A 23807-nucleotide genomic window follows, 5' to 3' on the forward strand; every position below is an offset into this window, starting at 1 on the left:
TCAGGGGGTGGCGACGGGCTCACGCAGCGGGAGGCGTACCTCGAACCAGGTGTCGCCGGGCACCGAGCGGACCTTCAGCTCGCCGCCGTGCCGCCCGGCCACGATCCGGTAGGAGATGTCGAGCCCGAGGCCCGTGCCCTCGCCCACGCTCTTCGTGGTGAAGAACGGCTCGAAGATCCGGTCTTTGATCGCGTCGGGCACGCCGGGGCCGGTGTCGCCGACCTCGATGATGGCCTCGTCCTCGTCGTGCGCCGTACGGACCGTCAGCGTGCCCTCCTCGCCCATGGCGTCGAGCGCGTTGTGGATCAGGTTGGTCCACACCTGGTTCAGCTCGCCCGCGTAGCAGGGGATGGCCGGCAGCGTGCGGTCGTAGTCGGTCACCACGCTGATGCCCGGCGGGATCTTCCCGCGGAAGATCGCGATCGTGCTGTCGAGCAGCTCGTGCACGTCCACCTGCTGGAACGGCGCCCGGTCCATCTGGGAGTACTGCTTGGCCGAGCGGATCAGCGTGGTGATGCGCTCGGTCGCCTCGGTGACCTCGTCGAGCATCTGCGAGATCTCGATGGCCTGGGCCAGCCACTGCAGCGCCCTGGGCGTGTGCTCGTCGCCCACCTTGGTGCGGATCTTCTGCAGGTAGTCGGTGGTGAAACCGGCGTTGACCAGCGCGGGGGCCAGCTCCCACGCGTCGCTCACGCCCAGCTCCTCCAGCGCCTCGCCGAGCTCGTCCTCGGCGTCGGAGATCTCCAGCGGCGAGCGCTGCGGCTGCTTGCCCAGGTTGGCGGTGCACGCCTCCTGCGCCTCGATCAGCGTGCGCAGCCGCTCGGCCGCTATGCCGTCCTCGGCGAGCTGGGCGAGCTGGAAGCGCGAGGTGGTGATCAGCGTACGCAGCTCGCTCACCGCCCGTACGGCCGCCGCGGCCGGGTTGTTCAGCTCGTGGGTGAGCCCGGCCGTGATCGTGCCGAGCGCGGTCAGCCGCTGCCGCCGGTCGATGATCTCCCGCTGCATCCGTCCGCCCGACAGCATCCCGTCGAGCAGGTGCATCGCCATCGGGAACCACTCGGCCACGATGTAGGCGAACTTCTTGGCCGGCAGCAGGAAGATCCGCGACGGCGCGGTGGCGCGCAGCGTGTGCTGGTAGGTCTGCGGCGCCCGCTCGCCGAGATAGGCCGAGGTGGCGCCGCCGTAGACGCCGGGCTGCGACACCCGGGGCATCGCGACGGTGCCCGCGCTGACCGTCTCGTTGATCATCTGCACCTCGCCCTCGATCAGCACGGCGAAGCAGTCGGCGGGGTCGCCCTGGCGGACGATGTCCTCGTCCTGGGCGTAGGTGCGCACCCGGCCGCTGGCGGCGAGCTTGGTGAGCTGCCCATCGGTCAGGCGTTCGAACAGGAAGAGCTTGCGCAGCTCGTCGATGTCGATGCCCAGCTCGTCGGCGCCCGGCTGGTCGGTGCTCGGCTGGGGGGCGATCGGTTGGTCGGTCATTGCTTCTCCAGGTAACGGTGCACGAGCGCGACGGCCATCGCGCCCTCGCCGACGGCGGAGGCCACTCTCTTGATCGACTCAGCGCGTACGTCGCCGGCGGCCAGCACCCCGGGCACGTTGGTCTCCAGGTAGTACGGCTCGCGCCGTAGCGGCCAGTTGCGCGGCCGCTGCCCACCCTGCACCAGGTCGGGCCCCGTCAGCACGAACCCGCGCGCGTCGCGCTCGATCGTCTCGCCCAGCCACGACGTGTACGGCTCGGCCCCGATGAACACGAACAGCCACTGCGCGTCCACCGTGCGCTCATCGCCCTTGGTGGACAGCGTCAGCCGTTCGAGGTGGCTCTCGCCCGCACCGCCGACCACCTGGGTCTGCACGTGCACCTCGATGTTGGGGATCGCGGCGATCTGCTCGATGAGGTAGTGAGACATGGATTTCTCCAGACCATCACCCCTCACCAACAAATGGACCTTGCTCGCGAATCCCGACAGGTAGACGGCGGCCTGACCGGCCGAGTTGGCCGCCCCGACGATGAACACCTCGGTGCCCTCGCAGGCCGGCGCCTCGGTCACGGCGGCGCCGTAGTAGACGCCCCGGCCCACGAAGTCCTCCAGCCCGGGGGCCTCCAGCCGCCGGTAGGTGACGCCGGTGGCCAGGATGACCGCGTGCGCCGCGATCTCCCCGCCGTCCTTGAACCCGATCACCCTGGCCTGCCCGCGCGGCTCCAGCGTGGTGACCTTGCGCGCGGTCAGCAGCTCGGCCCCGAACTTCAGCGCCTGCCTGCGCGCCCGGTCGGCGAGCTGCTGCCCCGAGACCCCGTCGGGGAAGCCCAGGTAGTTCTCGATCCTGGAGCTCTGGCCCGCCTGCCCGCCCGACGAGTACGCCTCCACCAGCACGGTGTTGAGCCCCTCCGAGGCCCCGTAGACGGCCGCCCCGAGCCCGGCGGGCCCTCCGCCCACCACGATCAGGTCGTAGAAGTCGGTGGCCGGCGTCGTGGACAGCCCCACCGCCGTGGCCAGCGCCGCCTGGTCGGGCGACTCCAGCGTGACCCCGTCGGCGGTCACCACCAGCGGCAGGTGGCAGCTCTCGCCGGCCGCCTTCACCAACTGCGCGCCCTCCGGGTCCTCCGCCAGCATCCACTGGTAAGGGACGTGGTTGCGCGCCAGGAAGTCACGCACCTGGTACGACTGCGCCGACCACCGGTCGCCCACCACCCGCAGCTCGGCCTGCTCGATCCGGTCGGTGCGCATCCAGGCGTCGAGCTGCCCGTCGATCACCGGGTAGAACTTCTCCTCCGGCGGATCCCATGGCTTGAGCAGGTAGTGGTCGAGGTCGACCACGTTGATCGCCTGGATGGCGGCTTCGGTGTCGGCGTAGGCCGTCAGCAGCACCCGGCGCGCGTAGGGGTAGAGGTCCATGGCGGCCTCCAGGAACTGCACCCCGTTCATCTGGGGCATCCGGTAGTCGGCGAGGATCGCCGCCACCTCGTCGCCCCGCAGCCGCATCTCCTTGACCGCGTCGATGCCGGAGAGCGCTGTCTCCGCGCGCACGATGCGGTATTCGTGCCCGTAACGGCGTCTGAGGTCGCGGGCGACTGCCCGGGAGACGCCTGGATCGTCGTCCACCGTCACGATGACCGGCTTGTCCATGCCCAACGCCCTTTCGAATCCAGTCCTTAAGGGAAGGATGTCACGTACCCGGGTATGCTGAGCACACGCTCATATCATGGGCGGATGGGCACGCGCGAGCGCATCATCGACGCCGCTGAGCAGGCGATTCACGAGTTCGGCATCGCCGGGGCCACCACGAGGCGGATCGCCGTCCAGGCCGCCTGCTCCGAGGCGCTGATCTACAAGCACTTCGCCGGCAAGGAGGAGTTGTTCCTCGCGGTGCTCCTCGAACGCCTGCCCGCGCTCGCCCCCGCCCTGGCGGAGCTGCGGCAGAGCGTCGGGAAGGGCGACGTGGCCGCCAACCTCACCGCGTTCGCGCTGACGGCGCTGCGGTTCTACGCCAGGACCGTGGCCATCGGCGGCGGCGTGCTGGGCGATCCGCCGCTCATCGCGGGGTTCCGGGCCATGCTCGCCGAGACGGGCGCGGGCCCGCACCTGCCGATCCTGGCGCTGGCCGAGATCCTGCGCACGGAGCAGCGCGGCGGCCGGCTCGACCCCGCCATCGACGCGGGCGCCGCCGCCTCGATGCTGATGGGCGCCTGCTTCCACCGGGCGAACCTGGCCTGCTTCGTGTCGCTCCCCGACGACGACGAGAGCTGGGCCGGCACGGTCGTGGCGACGCTCGTCAGGCGATGACGCGCGACTCCCCGCCGTCCACCAGCAGCGAGACCCCGTTCACGTACGACGCCCGCTCGCTGGCCAGGAACGCCACCACGTCGCCCACCTCCTCGGGGCGCCCGATGCGGCCGACCGGCACGCCGTCGCCGCGCCGCCGCATCGCCTCCTCGCCGCCCGACAGGTCGCGCAGCCGGTCGGTCTCGATCGGCCCCGGCAGCACGTTGTTGACGCGTACGCCGTCGCGGCCGACCTCCCTGGCCAGGGTCCGCACGAGGCCCGCCACGGCCGAGCGCGTCGCGTTCGACAGCACCAGCCCGTCGAGCGCCTCGCGGGCCGACCTGCTGGTGATCGTGACGATCCGGCCCCAGCCGCGCGAGCGCATCCCGGGCAGCACCGCGTGCGCCAGGCGTACGGTGGCCAGCAGGTTGCGCTGCAGGGCGACGTCCCAGTCGTCGAGCCCGACCTCGTCGAACCGGCCCGGGGGCGGCCCGCCCGCGTTGGCCACCAGGATGTCCACCGGGCCCAGCACCTCGCGTGTCTCCTCGACCACGCGCCTGGCCGAGTCGGGGTCCTCCACGTCGGCCAGCACCGCGTGCACGACCTTGCCGAACTCCTGCAGCTCCACCACCGCGTCGGCGAGCCGCTCCGGGTCGCGCGCGCAGACGCAGACGTCGCAGCCCTCCCGCGCGAGGCTCCTTGCCGCGGCGAGCCCGAGGCCCGCGCTGCCACCGGTGACGAGGGCGACCTTGCCCGAGATGCCGAGATCCATAGGGGCGACTATAGATCGTGCGCCCGGCCGATCTCAGCCGAGGCGCACGCGGGCGTGCGTCCGGATGCGGACGCCCACGACACAGGGCACGGGGAGCCGCGGGAAGCCGTCGTTCACCCGGGAAAACCGGGCCGGAAGTAGCCGTTCATGGGTGGAAATGCCGCGGTGAGCATGATGAGCTGGCCAGGTGGCGAGAAATTTAATCCTTTCAGGAGGACTGTTCCATGACTTCGCCGCGACTTCGGCCGCGCTCGCGGAGGTGCTCGCCGAGGCGGGGGTCGAGTCCGAGATCACCGAGGACATCGCGGGCGCGCTGAGCGAGCCGTCGGAGTTCCAGCTCATCACGGTCAACGCGCTGCGCTGGCAGATGGACCAGGACCGCTTCGCCGACCTGCGTGACGAGTGGCGCTTCGCCCTGCCCGCCGAGGCCCGTACGACGCTCCTCGACCACCTCGACCGGGGCGGCGGGCTGCTGTGCATGCACGCGGCGTCGATCTGCTTCGACGACTGGCAGGGCTGGCCGCGCGTGCTGGGCGGCTGCTGGACCTGGCCCAAGTCCCACCACCCGCCGCTGGGCTGGACGGGCGTGCGCGTGCACGGCACCCACCCGGTGGTCGACGGCCTGCGCGACTTCGACGTGGTGGACGAGGTCTACAGCGACCTCGACGTGCTGCCCGACGTCGAGCCGCTGGCCTCGTCGAACGGCCAGCCGCTGATCTGGGCGCGGCCGGTGCGCAGGGGGCGGGTGTTCTACGACGCGCTGGGGCACGACACGAGGTCGTACGACAACGAGGTCCACCGGACGCTGCTCCAGCGGGCCGCGCTGTGGCTGCTCAAACGGCCGGTGACGATCACGGAGTAGCCGACCACGCGCTCCACCGGGTCACCTCGACGACGATCACGGGGCCTTGCGGGCGGCGTTCGCGGTATTGCGCGTACTTGGCCGTCAGCAGGTCGAGTGCCGCCTCGCGGCCGGGGCCTGCCGTCACGACGGAGGCCAGGCCGTCGGCGCGCACCCACCACAGCCGGGCCCAGTCGTCCTCGTAGTGGTCGGCCAGCAGGCTGACGGCCGGATCGCGCCGCAGGTCGCGCAGCCTGCCGAGGTCGGTGGTCGTCTTGGGCTTGTGGTCGACGGCCGTCACCACCCGGTCTCCGTCCAGGGCGAACGTGATGGGCACCAGGCGCGGCGTGCCGTCGGCGGCGAGCCTGGCCATGCGGGCCACCGGCTGCGCGCCGAACCTCGCCCGCGCCGCCCCGTCGTCGACACCGGCCGCCATGCCGTCATGATCGCACGGCCGTCCGGCGTGTCCGGAACCTACAAGACCGAGTCGCGGCGATCTGGGCACGATGAGTGACATGAACGTGACCCTTTCCGTGATCCCCGGATTCCTGGCCGGGCACGCGCGTGTCCTTGACCGCCGCCGCTACGACCTGCTCATCGGCGAGGGCGTCGCGGCCGGTGCGCTCGCGGCCCTCGACGGCTACCGCAACCCCGACGGCGGCTACGGCTGGGGCCTCGAACCCGACCTGCGTTCCCCGGAGAGCCAGCCGGGTGCGGCGCTGCACGCCTTCGAGGTGTTCGAGGAGGTCGCCCCGGTCACCTCGCCGCACGCCGCGGGCCTGTGCGACTGGCTGGACGCGGTGTCGCTGCCGGACGGCGGCCTGCCGTTCTCGCTGCCGCTCAGGCAGACGGCCGCCACGGCGCCCTGGTGGGCGGCGGGCGATCCGGACACGTCGTCGCTGCAGATCACCGCGGTGTCCGCGGCGGCCGCCCACCGCGTGGCCGCCCACGACCCGGCCGTGGCCGCGCACCCGTGGCTGGAGAAGGCCACGCGCTACTGCTTCGACACGATCCAGGCGCTGGAGGAGTGCCCGCACGCGTACGTGCTCGCGTTCGCCGTCCGATTCCTCGACGCCGTGTACGACACCCACCCCCGCGCGGCCGACCTGCTCAAGCGGCTCGGCGCGCACATCCCCGAGGACGGGCGGGTCCCCGTCGCGGGCGGCACCGAGACCGAGGCCCTGCGGCCCCTGGACTTCGCGCCCTACCCCGGGCGGCCGGTCCGCGAGCTGTTCGAGCCCGACGTGATCGCGGCCGACCTGGTCCGGCTGGCGGGGGAGCAGCAGGACGACGGCGGCTGGGTCGTCGACTACGCGCGCATCTCGCCGGCCGGGGCGCTGGAGTGGCGGGGCGCGACCACGGTGCGGGCGGTCCGGATCCTGCGCGCGAACGGCCTACTCTGACCCTCCCGGGCGGGGGGAGAGGCGGCGGGCCGACTCCGACTCCTGGGCCATCCGGCGCAGCGTGTCGAGCGCCCTGCCGTACAGGACGGTGCCGAGCACCAGCGCCTCCACGGCGGCGTCACGCGGGCCGTGGAACGGGATGAGGTCCATCTCCACCTCGGAGACCAGCTTCCGCGCCACCTCGACGTACGGGGTCAGGTCCACGGGCACGCCGAGCTGGCGCATCCTGACCAGGGTCTGGGCGAGCTCGTCGCGGGTGGGGGCGGCGGGGGTGATGTCCCAGCCCAGGCTCTCGATCAGGGCGTCCACCTCGGCGCGGGCGGCCTGCCACTCCTCGCCGGGCTCGGGCTCGACGGCCGGGCTCAGCGCGTAGTGGGCCGTGCCGAGCATCTGGTGGGTGGGCAGCGACTCGTCCTCGACCGCGGCGACGACCGTCTTGATCGAGGCCACGGAGAGGCGGCCCACTTCGAGCAGGGCCCGGATCAGGCGGAGCCTGCGCAGGTGCGTCTCGTCGTACTCCGCCCTGGTCGCGGCGGTCTGCTCGCCCTGGTGCAGCATGCCCTCGCGCAGGTAGTACTTGATCGTCGGGATGGCCACGCCGGACTTGGCGCTGAGTTCGGAGATGCGCATCGTTAGATAATAGTGCTATCCAGATCGGGCCACGTGCCGGGCCGCGCTCACCAGCTCGGGTACGTCGGCCTGGCGGTTCCAGAGGAAGACCACTTCGAGCGGCGGCACGTCCTCCTTGATCGGGACGAAGGTCAGGGAGTCGGGGACCGTCGTCCCGTCGCGTACGCACAGAGCGTAGCCGGTGCCCTCCCCGACCAGGTTGATGACCAGGTCGTGGGTGGCGGCAGACGGGCCGAGGCGCGGATGGAGCCCGTGGCGGACGAAGCCCTCCAGGAAGCGGCGGGCCCCGGCCACCGCGTCCGACTCGGGCATCACCAGCGGCTCGGCGGCCAGGTCCGACAGCGACAGCGCCTCGTGCGACGCCAGGTGGTGCTCCCGGTGCAGCAGCGCGCGTACCGGGAACCGTTGGATCAGCATGCGGGCCACGCCCCTGGGCAGGGAGCCCGGCGCGTAGCCGAGCCCCGCCTGCAGGGTGCCGTCGGCGATCGAGACGATCTGCTCGGCCGTCCCCATCGGCGTCACCCGCAGAGGGCTCGCGTGGAGCTGGGAGAGCAGCCGGGCGGCGACGTCGGCCAGCCCGTCGGCCACGCCGAGCCGGACGGTGTCGCCCTTGCTCCTGGCGGCGGCCACGGCGCGTTCGAAGGCGTCGACGGCGACGGTGGCCTGCGCGAGAAACGCCTCGCCCGCCTCGGTGAGCTGCACGCCACTCGACGAACGGCTGAACAACTCGACGCCGATCTCCTTCTCCAGCGCCCTGAGCTGCTCCGACAACGTGGGCTGCGCGATGCGCAGCGCGGCGGCGGCCCGGCGGAGGCTGCCCGCGCGGGCGATCGCCATGGCGTAACGGACGTAGCGTAGATCCATCGCTCACCTCGGCGTGATGATGATGATGGGCTATCGGAAGATCACACCTCCGTATTACAAGAGCGGACAGCTCCCGTGAAGGTGCTCAGTCACCTGATTCTGCGGAGATCGCGGCAACCCGCTGGTCGCAGGGGGGTTCCCGGACCTCGTTCCAGCGCCATGGGATGCGGGACGACGGCGTTTCGGCCGCCCGGAACCACGCAAGGGGAGCGGCGCTGTGCCGAGCAAGCGCTTGCCTCGAATCCGGGCGGCGGCTAGCGTCACCGCCATGGGCCGGGCGGGCTGAGGAGGGGGCATGCAGTCCTTCGCGGGGCGGGCGGCCGTGGCCGGGGTGGGCATGACCGCCCTGAGCAGGGAGTCCGGGCGCGGTGAGCTGGAGCTGGCGACCGAGGCGTGCCGGGCCGCCTGCGCGGACGCCGGGATCGCTCCGGGCGAGGTGGACGCCCTGCTCAGCTACCACATGAACGACTCCGCCCCCGTCGTCCAGGTCGCCCGCGCCCTGGGCATCGAGCGGCTCGGCTGGCACAACGACATCGCCGGCGGGGGCACGCAGGCGGCCTCGATCCTGGGCGACGCGGCCATGCTCGTCCACTGCGGCCTGGCGGACAACGTCCTGATCTACCGGGCGCTCAACGGTCGTTCGGGCAGGCGCATGAACACCGTCTCCACCGGTCCCCAGGAACGGTTCACCTACGGCCTGGCCGGTCCCGTCCCGCTCTTCGCCCTGGCCGCCACCCGCTACCTGCACGACACCGGCCTCACCGCCGAGCACCTGCACGCCGTCGTCGCCCAGTCCAGGGACAACGCCAGGGCCAACCCCCGCGCCCTGCGCCGCGAGCCGCTCGCCCTGGCCGACTATCTGGCCAGACCGTACGTCTGCACCCCGCTCCGTACGGTGGACTGCTGCCAGGAGACCGACGGGGCCTGCGCCCTGCTGGTCAGCGGCGTGCTCGACGGGCCGCGCGTCCACGCGGTCGTACGCGGGGGAGGCCCCGGGTGCTCCTCGATGGACCGGGCGCCCGACGTCACGGCGATCTTCTCGGCGTACGTGGCGCCCATGCTCTGGCGGGCGTCGGGGATGCGTCACTCGGACGTGGACGTGGTGCTGCCGTACGACGCCTACTCCTGGCTGGTGCCCAGGCAACTGGAGGACTTCGGCTTCGTGGCGCGCGGGGACCTGGGGGCGTACCTGCTGGAGCGGCGGCACGCCCGGGTGAACCCGCACGGCGGGCTGCTCTCCGAGGGCTACGTGCACGGCCTCAACAATGTGGCCCAGGCGGTGCGCGAGTTGCGCGGGGGACGCGAGGTGGCGCTGGTGACGGGCTTCGGCGGCGGCTACGGCAGCGCGGCCCTCCTCGTGAGCTGAGACCCGGGCTGTTGCACACGCTTCGTTGAACGGAATACTGTCGTCCCCATGCCCAGGGGAACCTCTGAAGTCAGTGAGCCGATGTACTTCGTGCTCACCGCCCTGCGTGCCGGGCCGCTGCACGGACACGCCATCAGCAAGTCGATCAAGGAGCTGTCGCAGGGGCGGGTGCAGCCGTCCGTCGGCACGCTCTACGGCATCCTGGAACGCCTGAACGAGCGGGGCGTGATCGCCGTCGACCGCGAGGAGACGGTCAACGGCCGCAACCGGCGCTACTTCAGGATCACCCCCGAGGGCCAGGCGCTCGTGGAGGCCGAGGCCAGACGGATGCAAGAGGCCGCCGCCCTGGTCCTGCGGCCGTCCGGCGCATGACGGCGTTCGATCCCGCGGGGGCGCGGGTCGCGACCGCACTCGAACGGCGTTACCGCAGGCTGCTGCTGGCCTACCCGCGGGCGTACCGGCGGGCGCACGGCGAAGAGCTGCTCGACGTGCTGCTGGAGGAGGCCGCGCCCGGCCGCAGGCTGCCCGTGGCCAGGGAGGCGTGGGGGCTGCTGACGGGCGGCGTACGCAGCCGCATCGCGCACCAGACCACCGGCAGCCCGTGGGAGGATGGCCTGCACCTCGGCATCACGGCGGTCGCGGCGGCGAACCTGGCCGCGCTGCTGCCGTACGCGGGTGAGCTGCCGGTGTGGACGCTGCTGTCGGCGCTGGCGCTGCTGGCGATCCTGCGCGGATGGCTGCGTACGGCGCTCCCGCTCGTCCTGGTCACCGGCGTGAAAGCGGTCGGGATCGCGAGCGGGTGGGGCTTCCTCGACCTGACCCTGGTGCCGATCGATCCGAATCCGCTGGGCAACCGGGCCCTGTTCCAGGACAGTGATCCGCTGCTGGTGGCGTCCGGCTACGCGGTCGTGCTGGCCGGTCTGGTGGTGCTCGCGTCGCTGCGGCGGCCGGTGCGGGCCAGGTCATGGTGGTGGTGGGCGGCGGTCGTACCGGCCGCTTGGGCGGGGCCCGCGTGGATGCCCGGCGGCACGGAGTATCCGATGAGCCTGAGCAGGCTGGCGGTGGAGGCGGGGGCGCTGGGGCTGGGGTTGATGGCGTGCTACTGGGCGCGCGACCACCGGTGGGCGCTGGCGTCGGGCGTCTATCTGGTGACGTTCTGCGGTGATCTGGCCTGGCACGCCGAGTGGCTGACCAGTCAGCACCTCGCGTATGCGGGCGTCCTCGTCCTGCTGGCCCTGTCCGCCGCCTTCGCCCCGTTGCGGCAGGGGAGGCATTGTCTGGATTGACGATACTTCGTTCAAAGGAGTATGGTCACGCCTCATGTTGAGGAGATCCCGTCTGTTCCTGGCCGTGTCGTTCTCGGCGGTCGTGCTCTGCGGCTGCGGGGGCGCCGCAGGGGGTGCCCAGCCGTCCGCCGGCGCGACCGCGAGCACGACCGCCGCCGCGAAGGACAAGAAGCAGCAGTTCGAGGCGGCCAAGGCCGACTGCATGAAGCAGAAGGGCTTCAAGTACGTGCCGTACGTGAAGCCGGAGGAGCAGGTGTCCGAGGAGGAGCGCAAGCGCGACTCCGGCGATTACCAGGCGATGCGGAAATATCGAGAGAAATACGGGTTCGAGGCCTTCTCCCAGTTCGTCTACCCCGATGAGATCGGCATCCCGGCCGCGGTCGCGGACCACGAGGCGGACCCCAACGCCGCGGTCATCGGCTCACTTTCCGGCGCTCAGCTCGACGCGTACAACAAGGCCAAGGACGGCTGCGTCTCGCAGGCGGCCAAAAAGGTCCTCGACCTGGAGCTCAAGTCCAACCTTGACTACTTCAACCAGCTCACCCTCACCAAAAGGCGGATACTGGGTGACGAACTAGACAGTGACCCCAAGCTGGTGGAGCTGGCGGCGTCCATGTCCACCTGTCTGAAGGGCAAGGGCCACCCGGTCAGCGACATGAAGCCGTCGGCCATGGACAAGCGTGGCCGGCTCGTCTTCCTGGAGGAGATCAAGGCGCTGGCCCGCAAGCAGCAGGGCGACGAGCACCAACAGCCCGACCTCACGCCCGCGCAGGCCAGGCCGTACCTGGTCAAGGAGGTCAAGGCCGCGCTCGACGACCTGGAGTGCGGCAAGGACTTCTACGCGGTCTTCACACCGAAGGAGACCGCGATCACGCAGCAGGTCGACGACCAGTTCGCCTTCTGACGCCGGCATCGTGAAGTCCCCACGGAGACTCCTCGCCGTCGTCGTCGCCGGAGTCGTGATCATCGCGGGAGCGGGCTGGGCGGTCGGCGCCCGGCTGCGTTCCCCGGCCGACGAGGCGGCCCGCCGCGCCGCCCCCGCCGCCTCCCTCGTCACCGCCGCCGTCGAGCGCCGCAAGCTCGTCAGCACCGTCGTGCTCAGCGGCACCCTCGAGTACGGCTCCCCGCTGCCGATCAGCCTGGCCGGCGTGGTCGGCGGCACGGGCGAGGCGCAGCGGGCCACCCGCGCGCCGCGCCAGGGCAGGATCAGGGAGGGCGGCGTGCTGATGGAGGTCAACGGCCGCCCGGTGTTCGCGCTGCGCGGCACGGTGCCGATGCACCGCACGATCGCCCCCGGCAGCGAGGGGGACGACGTGAAACAGTTGCAGCAGGCCCTGCGCAGGCTCGGCCACCGCGTGCCCGTCACGGGGGTGTTCGACCCGGCCACGATCGCCGCGGTCACCAAGCTGTACGCCAAGAAGGGCTACGAGGCCCAGCAGCCCACGCTGACCGACCGGCAGACGTACGACACGCTGCGCAAGGCCGTGCAGACGGCCGAGGAGACGCTCGCGACCGAGCAGAAGGCCCTGGACCAGGGCCGTGACGTGCTGCCGCTGAAGGTCAAGCTGGCCAACGCCGAGAAGGACCTCAAATCGGCGCGCGCCGCGCTGGAGAAGGCCGAGGCGCAGGAGTCCACGCCCGAGGACGAGACCAAGCTGGCGGCGGCCGAGGCGGCCGTACGCGCGGCCGGGGAGCGGCTGCTGGAGGCGGAGCAGGCGCTCGCGGCGGCCAGGAACCGTCCCCCGGCCACCCCGGCGGGCACCCCGACCGGCACGCCCGCCCCCGCCCCCGCCCCCACTCCCGAGCCCACTGCCGCCGACACCCGGCTGCTGGAACTGAAGGTGGACAACGCCAGAGCCGACCTGGCGGCGGCCGAGCAGGCACTGGACCGGGTGCTGGAGGAGGCCGCGCAGAACAGGCAGACGAGGCTGGAGGAGCTGCGCAAGGCCGTGCGGACCGCCGACGAGGCCAAGGTCACCGCCCAGCAGGCGCTGCGCCAGGCCAGGCAGCTCTCGCCGTCCCGGCTGAAGGTCTCCAACGCGCGGAAGGACCTGGCCGCGGCGAAGGAGCTGCTCGCCGAGTACACCCGCACGTACGGCGTCTCGATCCCGCCCGGCGAGGTGGTCTTCCTGCCCAAACTGCCCGCCCGCGTGCAGAAGGTCTCGGTGAAGGCGGGGCAGCGGGTCGAGGCGGAGGTGGCGACCGTGACTAGCTCGACGTTCATGGTGACCGGGTCGGTGGAGGCGGCGGAGTCGGAGCTGCTGCGGCCGGGCATGAAGGCCGGGGTCGAGCTGGACACCGGGAAGTCGTACCCGGCCACGCTCACGGCGGTCGGCGAGAAGGCCAAGATGCCCGGTGCCGAGGCGGGCCTGGACGGCACGCAGCCGGTCCTGATCACGCCGACCTCGGCCAAGGGCCTGCGGGCCGGTACGGCGGTGACCGCCCGGGTGACCGTGGGGGCGACCGACGAGCCGGTGCTGGTGGTGCCGGTGGCCGCGGTGATCACCTCGGCGGACGGCAAGGCGCGGGTACTGGTGGAGCACGCCACCGACCGGACCAGGGACGTGGAGGTGCGTACGGGGCTGACCGCCGACGGCGACGTCGAGGTGAGCGGCGCGCTCAAGGAGGGCGACCGGGTGGTGATCAGCGGTGCCTGACAACATGACGAGCGGCCGGTCGGCGGCACCCACCGCCTCGGAAGCGCCTGCGGCGGCGGAAGCGTCTACGGCGGCGTCTGCGGAGGCGGCGGTGGAGGCGGCGGTGGAGGCGGCGGTGGAGGCGGCGGTGGAGGCGTCTGCGGAGGCGACCAGGGGGCCGGTCATCGAGTTGGTCGGCGTGTGCCGGAGCTTTCCCGCGCAGCCTCCCGTCCTGGCGCTCGACGACGTCTCACTCCGCGTGGACAGGGGCGACTACCTGGCGATCATCGGCCCGTCGGGCTCCGGCAAGTCCACGTTGCTGAACGTGCTGGGCCTGCTGGACCGGCCCAGTTCCGGCAGTTACCGCCTGGACGGCACCGAGACCACCAGACTTAGGGACGGGGCCAGGACCCGGCTGCGCGGCGACCGGATCGGTTTCGTCTTCCAGTCCTTCCACCTACTCTCCCACCGCAGCGTGGTGGAGAACGTCATGCTCGCGGAGATCTACCGCCGCCAGGGCCGCAAGGGGAGGCGGGAGCGGGCCCTGACCGCGCTGGAGCGGGTGGGGCTCGGGAACCGGGCCGGGTTCGCGCCCAACCTGCTGTCCGGTGGCGAACGCCAGCGCGCGGCCATCGCCAGGGCCCTCCTGGGAACGCCGTCGCTGCTGCTCTGCGACGAGCCCACCGGGAACCTCGACAGCCGCAACACCGAGGCCGTGCTCGGCCTGTTCGACGAACTGCGGGACCAGGGCCTGACGATCGTGGTGATCACACACGAGCGGGAGGTCAGCGAGCGGGCGGGACGCCGGGTGCGGATCACCGACGGCGTGCTGGTGGAGGAGTGATGCACGTACGCGACCTGTACGACGAGGCCGTCGCCGGGATGCTGGCCAGACCGGTGCGCTCGGCGCTCACCACGCTCGGCACCGTGCTCGGCATCACCACGCTGGTCGTCACGCTCGGGGTGGCCGCCACCGCGGGCAACCAGATCGTCGGCCGGTTCGACGAGCTGGTGGCCACGGCCGTGACCGTCGAGGTGCCGCGCAACGCCCACAAACCGCTGGTGACCTGGGACGCCGTCGACCGGCTGACCCGGCTGCGCGGGGTGGAGTCGGCCGCCGCGGTCTCCGAGAGCGAAGAGGGCACGAACCTGTCCGTACGCTCCAACGACCTCGTGGATCCCACCCGGGTCACCGCGCGTTCCCTGACCGTACTGGCCGCCACGACCGGGCTGCCGCAGGCCGTACGCGGCCGGATGGTGCAGGGCCGCTTCTACGACGCCGGGCACGTCCAACGGGCCGACCGGGTGGCCGTCATCGGCGACGAGACGGCCAGGATGCTCGGCGTCACCCGGCTCGACCGGGCACCGGCGATCTTCATCGGGAAGCACGCGTACACGGTGATCGGGATCCTCGGCGACCTGGGCCGCGAGAAGAACCTCAGCTCAGCCGTGGTCGTGCCGCCCACCGTGGGCAGCAGGTTCGGGCTGCGCGACGTCACCAGGGTCCTGGTCAACACCAGCCTGGGGGCCGCCGGGCTGATCGCGGGCCAGGCGCCCGCCGCGCTCAGCCCGGGCAACGGCGACATGCTGCAGGTGATCTCCCCGCCCAGCCCCACCAGGGCCAGGGACAAGGCGCAGGACGACGTCAACGCGCTCTTCCTGATCCTCGGCCTGGTCTCGCTGGTCGTCGGCGCGGTCGGCATCGCCAACGTCACCCTCGTCACCGTGATGGAACGCGTCCCCGAGATCGGCCTGCGCCGCTCGCTGGGCGCGGCCCGGCGGCACATCGCCGCCCAGTTCCTGCTGGAGTCGACGCTGATCGGGCTCGTCGGCGGCGTGATCGGCGCCAGCCTGGGCGTGGTCGTCGTCGTCGCGATCGCCGCCACCAAACAGTGGACGCCCCTCCTCGACGCGTGGCTCGCGGTCGCCGCGCCCGTCGCGGGAGCCGTGGTGGGGCTGCTGGCCGGGCTCTACCCGGCGCTGCGCGCGGCCAGGATGGAGCCGGTCGACGCACTCAGGTGAGTCGCGCCGCCTCGGTACGGGCGACGCACTCAGGTGAGTCGCCCGCCGCCTTGGCATGAGCCGCTCCCCATACGCGGGGGTCGTGCCGTTGCTCGGGCCAGTCGGCCGGGTCGGAGACGAACGTGCCCCGGTGCGGCACCGTGAAGACCCACCGCTGCTCGCGCAGGAGGGAGACGGCCTGCCGCGCCGTGACCTTGGCGACCCCGTACTGCAGCGTCAGGGCCTGCGCGCTGGGGATCATCCGGTTCGGCCGCAGGTCGCCCCGCCTGATGCGGGCGGCGATCTCGTTGGCGATGAGCGCGTAGCGGGCCCTGGTCGGCTTCACCCGCGGCACGCCGGGCGGGCCGACGAACGTGCCCTCGCCCCTGACCGTGTGAACGAGCCGGCGCCGCCGCAGCTCGCGGGCCACGTTGCGGGCGGTGGTCCGCGCGATGCCGAACTCCGCCTCCAGAGCCACCTCGCTCGGTACGGCCTCGCCGACCCGTAGCTCTCCCCTGGCGATGCGCCCGTGGATCACCTCGGCGACCTGAACGTAGAGCGGGACCGGCCCGTCACGGTCGAGCATGCTCATATCGTAGACGTCTGCATACGAGCACGTGGGCATATGCGGCCACGGTCAAGCCTGGGGCCACGACTCTTTCTGCGAGACGTAGCTGCCGCGCTGGGGCACGGTGTAGATCCACCCTTGCTCCCGCAGCAGCGCCATGGCCCGCCGCACCGTCTCCCGCGCGACGCCGTGCTCTTTCACCAACGCCGCCTCGCCCGGTATGGGACGGCGCGGAGGGAACTGCCCTGCCTTGATCTGTTCGGCGATCCCTGCCGCAATCTGCTGGTAAAGCGGCACTTTGCGCTGCTTGCGAGGTGCCTGCGCGGGTGGCCCGACGAAGGCGCCCTCGCCTTGGACAGTGTAGACGAGCCCCTCTTCCCGAAGGACGTGGATCGCCCGCCGCGCGGTGGTCCTGGCGACGCCGAACTCGTACTGGATGTCGGCCTCGCTCGGCACCGGGTCGCCGGAGGAGAGCCCGGCGAGGCGGTGCCGCAGGATGTCGGCGATCTGGAGGTAGATGTGGGTGTCGCCTTCGTAGTCCAGCACGAAGGCAACATAGGCCAAGGCGGGCAAGAGCTCCCATATCGTTCTGTCTAATCAGACAGATATGCCTGTGCAAGTAGACGAGGAAAGACGACTGGATCTATGGTCACAGCATGACCGAACCCACAGCTTTTCCTCCGGACGATCGGTTCCACTCACACCACGTGCCGCCACCCGGCCCCGACTGGGTCCCGCTGCGGTGGGAGCCCCTGCGTTCCTCCGCCGCGCGCGTCCGCGACTACACCTGCGACTGCCAAGCAACCTTCTACGAGCTGTGCACCGCCCACGGCCAGTCCTTCATCCGCCGCACCCGCCGAAGGTACGGACAGAAGCTGGTCGACGAGACAGCCCGCGGCCCGTACGCCACAGCCCTGGCCGTCTGGGACCAGCTAGTGGGAGTGGAGGCCGGAACCGGGGCCCGTAAGGAGCCCGGATCTCCAGGCCGGTCGGAGGCTGCGGATCCACAAGATGGCCCCGGCCGGGATCCGATCTCAGGCAGTGCTCCAGATGATCCGACGGGCACCGCGAACGGCTAGCCAGGGTCCGAAGACACCATCTCAGCAAGTAGCGTGACCGCCTGTGTCACTCGGCTTGGGTGTCCCAGCCCAGTGACACACGAAGCTGCTAACCCTGCCGACAATGCGTTTTGCAGCTTCCCTTGAAAGTGCCCACTTCGGAGCGGTTCCCTCACGCGTGCTACGTGGTCGGCAGACCAGGTCAAAGGCGGAGCAGGCGGCGTGCCAGCTCAACCGAGGGGTAGTGGAGCGAGTCGCGGCTGCTGTGTTCGACCATGGGTGTGTCTACCGGGAGGCGAGTTCAGGCCAACCATGCAGGCCGATGCCCACATTGTCGAGATAGAGGCTGATCCCGGCGGCCGTGTAGGGGACGGTGTTGTCCGGTAGTTGCTTGGCCGGGACCCAGCGCAGTTCGGCGCACTTGGCAGGTTCGGCGTTGAACACCGCGCCGTTCCAGGCCTCGGTGGCGAAGAACACTCCCACGCGTGGCTTGCCCTCGGGTGACAGGTGGTGGACGACTGTGGCAGGCCGCAAGGATGCCGGGTCCAAGCGGACGCCGACCTCCTCTCTGGCCTCGCGGATCGCGCAGTCCACCACCGTCTCGCCTTCCTCGAGGTGGCCGGAGGGTAGGCAGTACCAGCCATCGCGGTATCCCGTGCCGTCGCGCAGGCACAACAGGATGTCGCTGCCCCGCTCAAGGATCACGTGGACGTCGACGACTACCTGGTACCGCTGCGTCATGGCCGGTCACCTCTGTGAGCTAATCCGCTTGGTCGCGTGACAGTAGCGCACTGGCGTGGCAGGTGATGGCCTGGACGGCGGCTTGCGGTGAAAACTCCCCGGTGTCCAATCTGAATGTCGGGAAGCCGTCCTCGACCAGCACGTCGGCGAACTCGTCGTACAGGCACACCTCCCGGCCGCTGGAGCCGTCGTGCTCGAATCGCGAGTGCACGCCCCGCTCGCGCAGCCTGGCGTCGAGCAGGTCCGGGGCGGCTGTGAGGATTACCGCCAGGTCCGGGCGCCGGGCGGGCGCGTTGAGGTGGCGCACGTACTCCAGTGGTACGCCGTCGAGCACCTGTAGGACGTAGGAGGAGGGAACGTATCGGTCGCAGAGCACGAACTGGCCACGAGCCAACGCGGGGTGGACGTCCTCTGCCAGGTGGTGGAACCGGTCGGCGGCGACCAGGCATGCCAGCGACAGTCCGTGGAAGTCGCTGGTCCGCTCGCGGGCGGCGCGTCCGAGTAGCCCGTCTGAGGGCTCGCGGGTGAGATGCACACGGTGGCCCGCCATCTCCAGGGCGGCGCCGAGGAGCGGCAGGAGAGTCGATTTTGCCGGCGCCGCCCGGCCCGTCGACGGTGATGAACAGGGCAGTCATCAGAGGCTCCTCGTTGTGGGGTGATGGCGGGTGTGTTGTTCGCGGGCGAGCTCGGCGAGGTGTTGATGGATCTCGTCCTCGGTGGCCTCTCCGAACTGGATGCCGGAGGAGAAGTTGAACTCGTCGCGTCCGCGCAGGGCCGCGTCTTCGGCTCCGAGGTCGACGGGGGCGTAGTTGAGCAGTTGTTCGGCGGAGTAGCGGCCGTCGGCCATGAGCCTTGTCCACTCAGGTGTGCCGGGGTAGGGACGGAACTGGAAAACGGAAGCCCGGAACGTTCCAGAGTGACGTTCGGATACCGTCCACAACTGCCGGACGAGGTTGACCGTCTGCTGCAGCTCTGTGCGGCTCTCGCCGGGGAAACCGAGGATGAAGTACCCCTTCACGCCGATGCCGCGGACGACGAGCCGCTCGACGACCGACAGAACCATGTCCGGGGTGATGCGCTTGTCGATGTAGGACAGCACCCGTTCGCTGCCGGACTCGATGCCGAGCGCCACCTCTCGTAGCCCGCACTCGGCGAGTTGGTCGAGCTGGTCCTCACGGCGCCGATCGAGCACGTTGATCCAGCCGGTGGCGTCCCACGCTGCCCACCTTCCGATGTCGGCCTGCTCGAAGGCGTGCATCATCCGATCGATGATGCGGCCGGCGCCGAGGAACAGGTCGTCCACGAACCGGAACGCCCTCACCGCGTGCCGGTCCCTTAGCTGCTGCATCTCGCCGATGATGTTGAGCGGGTCCCGTACGCGGATCGTCACGTCTGGATTCGCCGACACGGCCGCGCCGCAGAACGAGCAGTCATACGGGCAGCCGCGGGCGCCCACCATGTTGGCCTCGACTCGGCCATCGCCGGCCAGGTAAGGGTCCTGAGCAAGGTAGCCACGGTCGACGAACGGGAGCGCGTTGATGTCGGGCGCCAGGTGGTGGCCGGCACCGGGGCGCCCACCAGTGACGGGCTGGCGGAGGATCGGGTCTAACCACATGACGGCGGGCAGGTCGGCGCGGGATCGGTGGTCGGCTAGGAGTTCGACGACACGTGTCTCGGCTTCGCCCAGGATGAGGGCGTCGCAGCGGGCCATGCGGGAGTCCGTGAGGATTCGCTGGGGCATGGCCTTGGCGTGGTGGCCGCCGGCCATGATGCGGATGCCCGGGTCGAGCGCGGCCACAATGGTGGCGGTCAGCTCGTAGGTGGGAGCCAGCAGGTTGAAGCCCGCCCAGCGGGGGTGGGCCTGGTTGATGAGGGCGATGGTCTCGTCTACCGGGAGTCCGGCGGCTTCGGCGTCCAGGACGCCGACGCGGTAGCCGCAGGCGGCGGCGTAGGTGGCGATGTAGGCCATCCCCAGGACGGGCAAGGTGTAGTCGTTGACGCGAGGGCGGATCCGGTAGTCGCGCAGCGGCGCGTTCACGAGGAGCAGGTCGAGCTGCCCGCCAGGGTCAGTGCACGAGCCTTCCTGGATGAGCGGGGTGTTGATGGACATGGTGGTCTCCCCAAGACAGGGTGAGAGCGGTCAGGGTGGACAGGTGCGGCCCGGCCAGCTCGCGCCAGCGGGCGGCGAAGGCGGGCTCGTCGTGAGGCCATGGCGAGGCCGGGTCGGCACGGCGGGCCCAGGTGCGTACGGCCAGGTCGCCGTACGGGTAGAGGGAGAAGTCGCCGGTGTGATCGGCGACTGCGGCGCCGGCAGTCCACGGGCCGATCCGAGGTATCGCCTGCAGGGCCTTGACCAGAACGTCTGCAGGCATGAGGGCCCACTCGTCGCGGTGGCGTAGGTAGGCGTCGGCGGCGGCCTGGAGCGGGCGGCGCTTGAACGCCATCCTGAGCTTCGTGAACTCCTGGTCCGGCATGGCGAGGATCTGCTCCGCGGTTGGGGGTAGGCATGCTTGACCGGCCGGTTGCCCGAGAGCGTTGAGCAGCGCCCGGTACATGGTGCGGGCTTGGGCGGCGCGGATGACCTGGCGGATGATGGCCGTGGCCAGAGCGTCCCACAGGTCGGCGTTCGTCACTCGGCGAATGGGAGTGAGCCCCTGCAGGGCGTCGGCCAAGCCTGCGGGCAGAGGCAGGTCCGCCAGCACAGCGGGATCGTAGGTTTCCAGACGTGGGGCCGCTCCCTCGCCGTCGAGCAGGACCGGGTCGTACGTGGTGGTGGCCTTGATCAGCCATGTCCCGGTCGAGGTGCGCATGGCGCGTGTGGGCTGGGGGTGCAGGTTCCAGCTCGGATGGTCGAGCATCCAACTCATGGGCGTCGATCTCCAATGTGTGCGGCCTCGGGCTCAGGTGCAAGAGTGTGTCAGGGCATTGACCTCCAAGAGGCGTGACTCCGAGCCGTATCAGGCCCGGACCATGCGCCAGACCCACGGGTGGATCGAGTTCGTCGGGCGTGGTCATTGGCTCTCCTCGCCTGTGAGTTCGGCGTGCAGGGCCTTGACCTCGCTGAGGAGTGAGGTGACCTCGCCGGGGTCGTGGGGGACACCGGCGGCTACGGCGCGCCAGTAGTTGGCGGCCTGGGTCGCGATGCGCTGGGCGCAGGCGTCGGCTGTGAGGCTGCTCGTGGCGGTGGTGAGTGGTTGTCCCATCCTGGATCTCTCCTTGATCTAGCCTCGCCGGGAGCCGGCGATGACTGGTTCACGTTCTGAGGGCTTGTTCATCACGTGTGGGGTGGCCGCCCTCGGAGGGGGGCGGGTCCGCTCGCGGCGACGGCCGGGGAGTGTGGAACCCGGCGGCGCGAGGCGGTCATCCTCCGAGGACGGCGCAGGTACCCTCGCCCGGGCGAGGCCCTCCAGCTACGCGCCGGGCGAGGGTGGTCTATGCGCTCAATCTGGCGCGTCGCTCCGCTACGATCTGGGCCGCTGTCAGCCCGCACACGTGCTGAACGAACCAGGTCCGGCTGTCGGCGACCTTCTCGCCGTTCCACTGCCTGCGCAGGTGCTCGGGCAGGTCGCGGGGAGGCGGGACCGTGGTGGGCCGGGACTTGGCGCGCCAGATCTTCTGCCTGCCGTAGGTCGGGTTCCAGAACGTGTAGTTGCCGCCGACCACGGGCTCGGGGTCGAGATCGATCCGGATGCCGCCACGGTCGAACAGGTAGACCATGATCACGTTGTGGCCGCAGTCGCCGCAGCAGGGGAGTGCGTTGTTCATGGCGCGGTCAGCGGCGCCATCTGCCACGCGAGTGCGACCGGGTTGGGCTCGCGCACGCTGGGCTTGCCCCCGCCGCCGCTATACCGAGGCTGACCGGCCGGCGTAGCCGCCCTGTCCACCGCGCGTGGCCAGAAGGGGCGAGCGTCCTCCGCCATGGATTGCTCGCGCGCTCCAGGAGATCGTGAAGAATTGCCGTGGGATCCGCGTCCATGCTTCGATCCCACCGCTACTGGTGGGCGCGCGGGATATGACAACCTATGACACGGAGTTGATCATGCCGGTGGCTGCGGCTATCACGGGGACACGGTCAACGGGGCATCGCGAACTCACCTGGTATGCAGGGGTGTTCAGCACCTACCTGGCGCCGTTCGCGGTCAAAGATGCACACTTCTATATCGGCGGCGCAAAGGGCATCGACAGTCTGACCTTGCTGTGGCTGGCCGGTAGCACGTCAGCACAGATCACAGTCGTGGTGCCGTGCACGGTGCAGGACCAACCAGTGGAAGCGCGTCAGGCCATCGCCCGGTGCCGCGACCGGATCGCCGAGATCGTTGAGTTGCGCGCTCCGGAGCTCAACACGTCGGCTTACCACACCCGAAATAGGTGGATGGTCGATCACGGTCGCATGGTGATCGGGTTTCCCCTCGAAGGGGGCGACACGACATCAGGAACCTGGCAGACCATCAACTACGGAGCCTCGCAGGGGAAACCTCGACTCATCGTGCCCGTGTGAACACAGTTGGTGCATCATGAGTGCATGAGCGCCAGCGCGCACGACCGGCTCATCGGTGCCGCCATGCTCAAGCGACTGCGGCGCTCACGCGGGTGGTCCCTGGCCGACACCGCACGCGCTCTTTCCGGCATGGCAGCCCAGCTCGGGCAGCCGTTCGACACCAGCATCGCCAGTGTCCAACGGTCCATCTCCCGGTGGGAAACCAGCACTGGCCCCATCGTTCCGAGCGAACGGTACCAACTGCTGCTCGCCCACCTGTACGCCCACAACGCCCGAGGAGGGACATCACTTGGGCCTGGCAGCGACTTCGCCGAGTTGCTGGACGCTCTTGGGCACTTCGGCCTGAGCGAGGGACGTCTCAACGATCTGCGTACGATCCTCGTGCGATCAGTAACCGACAGCGGAGTGGAGCTACTTGCACTGCTCGGCCCGTCCACGCAGGCCGCCCTTTCAGGCGCACTGGCCGATCCGTCACGCCTTGACGAGGGGCTGCTGGCCGCGCTGCGTGACTCTGTCGCGCAGGTGAACGGCCAGGTCGGCAGCATCCCATTCGTGCGGTTACAGCTCCTGCTCGCGCCGATCATCGAGTCCTGCCGGCGGCTGTTGGATATGGCCGTCCCCGACGCGTTCATGCCCGACCTACAGCTCATCTCGGCGCAGGCGTACATGCTCGCCGGCCGATTCGCCTTCGAGACTCGGGATGATGCCGCCTCGCGGGCGCTGTACCTGGTGGCGACGGACGTGGTCGGCAGGCTCGGGATCCCGTGGCGGCGAGCGGTCGTCCACATGAGCAACGCCCTCGTCAAGCTGTACTCCGAGCCCGGCCTGGACGTTGCCAAAGCACTGATCGACGCCGCGGTGCGTGACGCGCGTGCCGGCCAGAGTGTCACCATCCGGGCTCGAGCTCATGCGCTGCAGGCAGAGATCGCGGCCCGAGCCGGTGCGGATAAGCACGCGAAGGCGGCGCTCGCGCTCGCCTGGTACGACCTGGACCAAGACCGTAGTGCAGACCCCGCCACCAATTCGTTCTCGCCTGGTCACCTGAGCGGCTTCGAGGGGATCACGTCGCTGTATGTCGGGGATCCCTCCCAGGCGCACGACTACTTCGCCCGCTCGGCTCAGGCGCTGGTCGCACCGCGAGAGCAGGTACAGCGGGCGATCGTGGCGGCAGACCAGGCGCTTGCCCGCATCCGCCTGGGCGATCCGCAGTCAGCCGCCGACCTGCTGCACGGCTGCATAGATGCTGCATCGGAAACCGGGGGGCGAGTCGCTGTGATCCGCGTGCGCCGGGCACGCCAGGAGCTACGCGCGTGGCGGCGGGAGGGATTCGTCGCCGACCTTGACAACCATTTGATCGAGTCGCTCGGGCGGTAGGGGTG

Annotated in this window: 27 protein-coding genes; 13 read left to right on the top strand and 14 right to left on the bottom strand. The window is 70.5% G+C overall.

All coding sequences use genetic code 11. From position 1 onward, the window contains the following. Together ABD844_RS25615 and ABD844_RS25620 are read right to left on the bottom strand one after the other, a co-directional pair. Window positions 1-1482 (bottom strand): ATP-binding protein, encoded by a 1482-nt coding sequence (locus ABD844_RS25615; RefSeq protein WP_344882934.1) that lies wholly within the window; start codon window positions 1480-1482, stop codon window positions 1-3. Continuing rightward, window positions 1479-3128, bottom strand: a complete 1650-nt coding sequence (locus ABD844_RS25620) for an NAD(P)/FAD-dependent oxidoreductase (protein ID WP_344882937.1) — start codon at window positions 3126-3128, stop codon at window positions 1479-1481. Before ABD844_RS25620 ends, ABD844_RS25615 begins: the two co-directional genes overlap by 4 nt. Before the next feature lie 84 nt (window positions 3129-3212). Here ABD844_RS25620 and ABD844_RS25625 point away from each other — a divergent pair, with 84 nt between their 5' ends. Beyond that, entirely contained in the window at window positions 3213-3785 is a 573-nt protein-coding gene (locus tag ABD844_RS25625; RefSeq protein ID WP_344882940.1) for a TetR/AcrR family transcriptional regulator, read from the top strand. On the opposite strand, the gene ABD844_RS25630 is transcribed toward ABD844_RS25625, so the two are convergent. Next, on the bottom strand, window positions 3775-4536 hold the full coding sequence (locus tag ABD844_RS25630) for an SDR family NAD(P)-dependent oxidoreductase (protein ID WP_344882943.1): 762 nt from the start codon (window positions 4534-4536) through the stop codon (window positions 3775-3777). The two genes, ABD844_RS25625 and ABD844_RS25630, sit on opposite strands and share 11 nt — an antisense overlap. A gap of 187 nt (window positions 4537-4723) precedes the next feature. On the opposite strand from ABD844_RS25630, the gene ABD844_RS25635 reads away from it, so the two are divergent. Continuing rightward, a complete protein-coding gene (locus ABD844_RS25635; RefSeq protein ID WP_344882946.1) occupies window positions 4724-5398 on the top strand; it encodes a ThuA domain-containing protein in 675 nt (224 codons plus the stop codon). Here ABD844_RS25635 and ABD844_RS25640 read toward each other — a convergent pair. Continuing rightward, the gene (locus ABD844_RS25640; protein ID WP_344882949.1) at window positions 5388-5813 is read right to left on the bottom strand and encodes a TIGR03668 family PPOX class F420-dependent oxidoreductase; all 426 of its coding nucleotides are present in this window, start codon (window positions 5811-5813) and stop codon (window positions 5388-5390) included. The genes ABD844_RS25635 and ABD844_RS25640 overlap by 11 nt on opposite strands. Before the next feature lie 79 nt (window positions 5814-5892). Here ABD844_RS25640 and ABD844_RS25645 point away from each other — a divergent pair, with 79 nt between their 5' ends. After that, a complete protein-coding gene (locus tag ABD844_RS25645) occupies window positions 5893-6780 on the top strand; it encodes a hypothetical protein (RefSeq protein WP_344882952.1) in 888 nt (295 codons plus the stop codon). Here the strand turns inward: ABD844_RS25645 and ABD844_RS25650 are convergent. Together ABD844_RS25650 and ABD844_RS25655 are read right to left on the bottom strand one after the other, a co-directional pair. After that, window positions 6772-7410, bottom strand: a complete 639-nt coding sequence (locus ABD844_RS25650) for a MerR family transcriptional regulator (protein WP_344882954.1) — start codon at window positions 7408-7410, stop codon at window positions 6772-6774. The genes ABD844_RS25645 and ABD844_RS25650 overlap by 9 nt on opposite strands. 15 nt (window positions 7411-7425) lie before the next feature. Beyond that, window positions 7426-8274, bottom strand: a complete 849-nt coding sequence (locus ABD844_RS25655; RefSeq protein WP_344882957.1) for a LysR family transcriptional regulator — start codon at window positions 8272-8274, stop codon at window positions 7426-7428. A gap of 295 nt (window positions 8275-8569) precedes the next feature. Between ABD844_RS25655 and ABD844_RS25660 the strand changes: the two genes are divergently transcribed. Genes ABD844_RS25660 through ABD844_RS25690 form a run of 7 tightly spaced genes read left to right on the top strand, consistent with a single transcriptional unit; the run spans window position 8570 to window position 15584 of the window. After that, window positions 8570-9640 carry a thiolase C-terminal domain-containing protein gene (locus ABD844_RS25660; protein WP_344882960.1) on the top strand — a complete coding sequence of 357 codons (1071 nt, stop codon included), beginning with the start codon at window positions 8570-8572 and terminating at the stop codon, window positions 9638-9640. A 48-nt stretch (window positions 9641-9688) separates the two neighbouring features. Further along, a complete protein-coding gene (locus tag ABD844_RS25665; protein WP_344882963.1) occupies window positions 9689-10012 on the top strand; it encodes a PadR family transcriptional regulator in 324 nt (107 codons plus the stop codon). After that, entirely contained in the window at window positions 10009-10926 is a 918-nt protein-coding gene (locus ABD844_RS25670; RefSeq protein ID WP_344882966.1) for a hypothetical protein, read from the top strand. Before ABD844_RS25665 ends, ABD844_RS25670 begins: the two co-directional genes overlap by 4 nt. Before the next feature lie 34 nt (window positions 10927-10960). After that, complete coding sequence (locus ABD844_RS25675; RefSeq protein ID WP_344882969.1) at window positions 10961-11830, top strand: hypothetical protein; 870 nt, start codon at window positions 10961-10963, stop codon at window positions 11828-11830. A 10-nt stretch (window positions 11831-11840) separates the two neighbouring features. Further along, window positions 11841-13583 (top strand): peptidoglycan-binding protein, encoded by a 1743-nt coding sequence (locus ABD844_RS25680; protein ID WP_344882971.1) that lies wholly within the window; start codon window positions 11841-11843, stop codon window positions 13581-13583. Continuing rightward, window positions 13576-14406, top strand: coding sequence for an ABC transporter ATP-binding protein (locus tag ABD844_RS25685; RefSeq protein ID WP_344882974.1), 831 nt, complete (start codon window positions 13576-13578; stop codon window positions 14404-14406). Before ABD844_RS25680 ends, ABD844_RS25685 begins: the two co-directional genes overlap by 8 nt. Next, the gene (locus tag ABD844_RS25690) at window positions 14406-15584 is read left to right on the top strand and encodes an ABC transporter permease (RefSeq protein ID WP_344882977.1); all 1179 of its coding nucleotides are present in this window, start codon (window positions 14406-14408) and stop codon (window positions 15582-15584) included. The genes ABD844_RS25685 and ABD844_RS25690 overlap by 1 nt, the downstream gene beginning before the upstream one ends. Here the strand turns inward: ABD844_RS25690 and ABD844_RS25695 are convergent. After that, entirely contained in the window at window positions 15577-16149 is a 573-nt protein-coding gene (locus tag ABD844_RS25695) for a GntR family transcriptional regulator (RefSeq protein WP_344882980.1), read from the bottom strand. The two genes, ABD844_RS25690 and ABD844_RS25695, sit on opposite strands and share 8 nt — an antisense overlap. Before the next feature lie 51 nt (window positions 16150-16200). After that, window positions 16201-16677, bottom strand: a complete 477-nt coding sequence (locus ABD844_RS25700; protein WP_344882982.1) for a GntR family transcriptional regulator — start codon at window positions 16675-16677, stop codon at window positions 16201-16203. Window positions 16678-16787: 110 nt separating this feature from the next. On the opposite strand from ABD844_RS25700, the gene ABD844_RS25705 reads away from it, so the two are divergent. Beyond that, window positions 16788-17210 (top strand): hypothetical protein, encoded by a 423-nt coding sequence (locus ABD844_RS25705; RefSeq protein ID WP_344882984.1) that lies wholly within the window; start codon window positions 16788-16790, stop codon window positions 17208-17210. A 264-nt stretch (window positions 17211-17474) separates the two neighbouring features. Here ABD844_RS25705 and ABD844_RS25710 read toward each other — a convergent pair whose 3' ends face one another. The 6 genes from ABD844_RS25710 to ABD844_RS25735 form a co-directional block, all read right to left on the bottom strand. Next, window positions 17475-17930 carry an NUDIX hydrolase gene (locus ABD844_RS25710; protein WP_344882987.1) on the bottom strand — a complete coding sequence of 152 codons (456 nt, stop codon included), beginning with the start codon at window positions 17928-17930 and terminating at the stop codon, window positions 17475-17477. Window positions 17931-17949: 19 nt separating this feature from the next. Continuing rightward, window positions 17950-18561 (bottom strand): dTMP kinase, encoded by a 612-nt coding sequence (locus tag ABD844_RS25715; RefSeq protein WP_344883141.1) that lies wholly within the window; start codon window positions 18559-18561, stop codon window positions 17950-17952. 3 nt (window positions 18562-18564) lie between these two features. Beyond that, window positions 18565-20040, bottom strand: a complete 1476-nt coding sequence (locus ABD844_RS25720; RefSeq protein WP_344882990.1) for a B12-binding domain-containing radical SAM protein — start codon at window positions 20038-20040, stop codon at window positions 18565-18567. After that, window positions 19997-20797 (bottom strand): DNA glycosylase family protein, encoded by an 801-nt coding sequence (locus tag ABD844_RS25725; protein ID WP_344882993.1) that lies wholly within the window; start codon window positions 20795-20797, stop codon window positions 19997-19999. Before ABD844_RS25725 ends, ABD844_RS25720 begins: the two co-directional genes overlap by 44 nt. A 144-nt stretch (window positions 20798-20941) precedes the next feature. Next, the gene (locus ABD844_RS25730) at window positions 20942-21133 is read right to left on the bottom strand and encodes a hypothetical protein (RefSeq protein WP_344882996.1); all 192 of its coding nucleotides are present in this window, start codon (window positions 21131-21133) and stop codon (window positions 20942-20944) included. A gap of 229 nt (window positions 21134-21362) precedes the next feature. Further along, window positions 21363-21695, bottom strand: a complete 333-nt coding sequence (locus ABD844_RS25735; RefSeq protein ID WP_344883000.1) for a hypothetical protein — start codon at window positions 21693-21695, stop codon at window positions 21363-21365. A 343-nt stretch (window positions 21696-22038) separates the two neighbouring features. Here ABD844_RS25735 and ABD844_RS25740 point away from each other — a divergent pair, with 343 nt between their 5' ends. Together ABD844_RS25740 and ABD844_RS25745 are read left to right on the top strand one after the other, a co-directional pair. Continuing rightward, window positions 22039-22428 carry a hypothetical protein gene (locus ABD844_RS25740; RefSeq protein ID WP_344883003.1) on the top strand — a complete coding sequence of 130 codons (390 nt, stop codon included), beginning with the start codon at window positions 22039-22041 and terminating at the stop codon, window positions 22426-22428. Window positions 22429-22452: 24 nt separating this feature from the next. Then, the gene (locus ABD844_RS25745) at window positions 22453-23802 is read left to right on the top strand and encodes an NsdA family TPR-like regulatory protein (RefSeq protein ID WP_344883006.1); all 1350 of its coding nucleotides are present in this window, start codon (window positions 22453-22455) and stop codon (window positions 23800-23802) included. The last annotated feature ends 5 nt before the right edge of the window (window positions 23803-23807 follow it).

This window comes from Nonomuraea antimicrobica (assembly GCF_039536965.1).
GTDB classification, from domain to species: domain Bacteria; phylum Actinomycetota; class Actinomycetes; order Streptosporangiales; family Streptosporangiaceae; genus Nonomuraea; species Nonomuraea antimicrobica.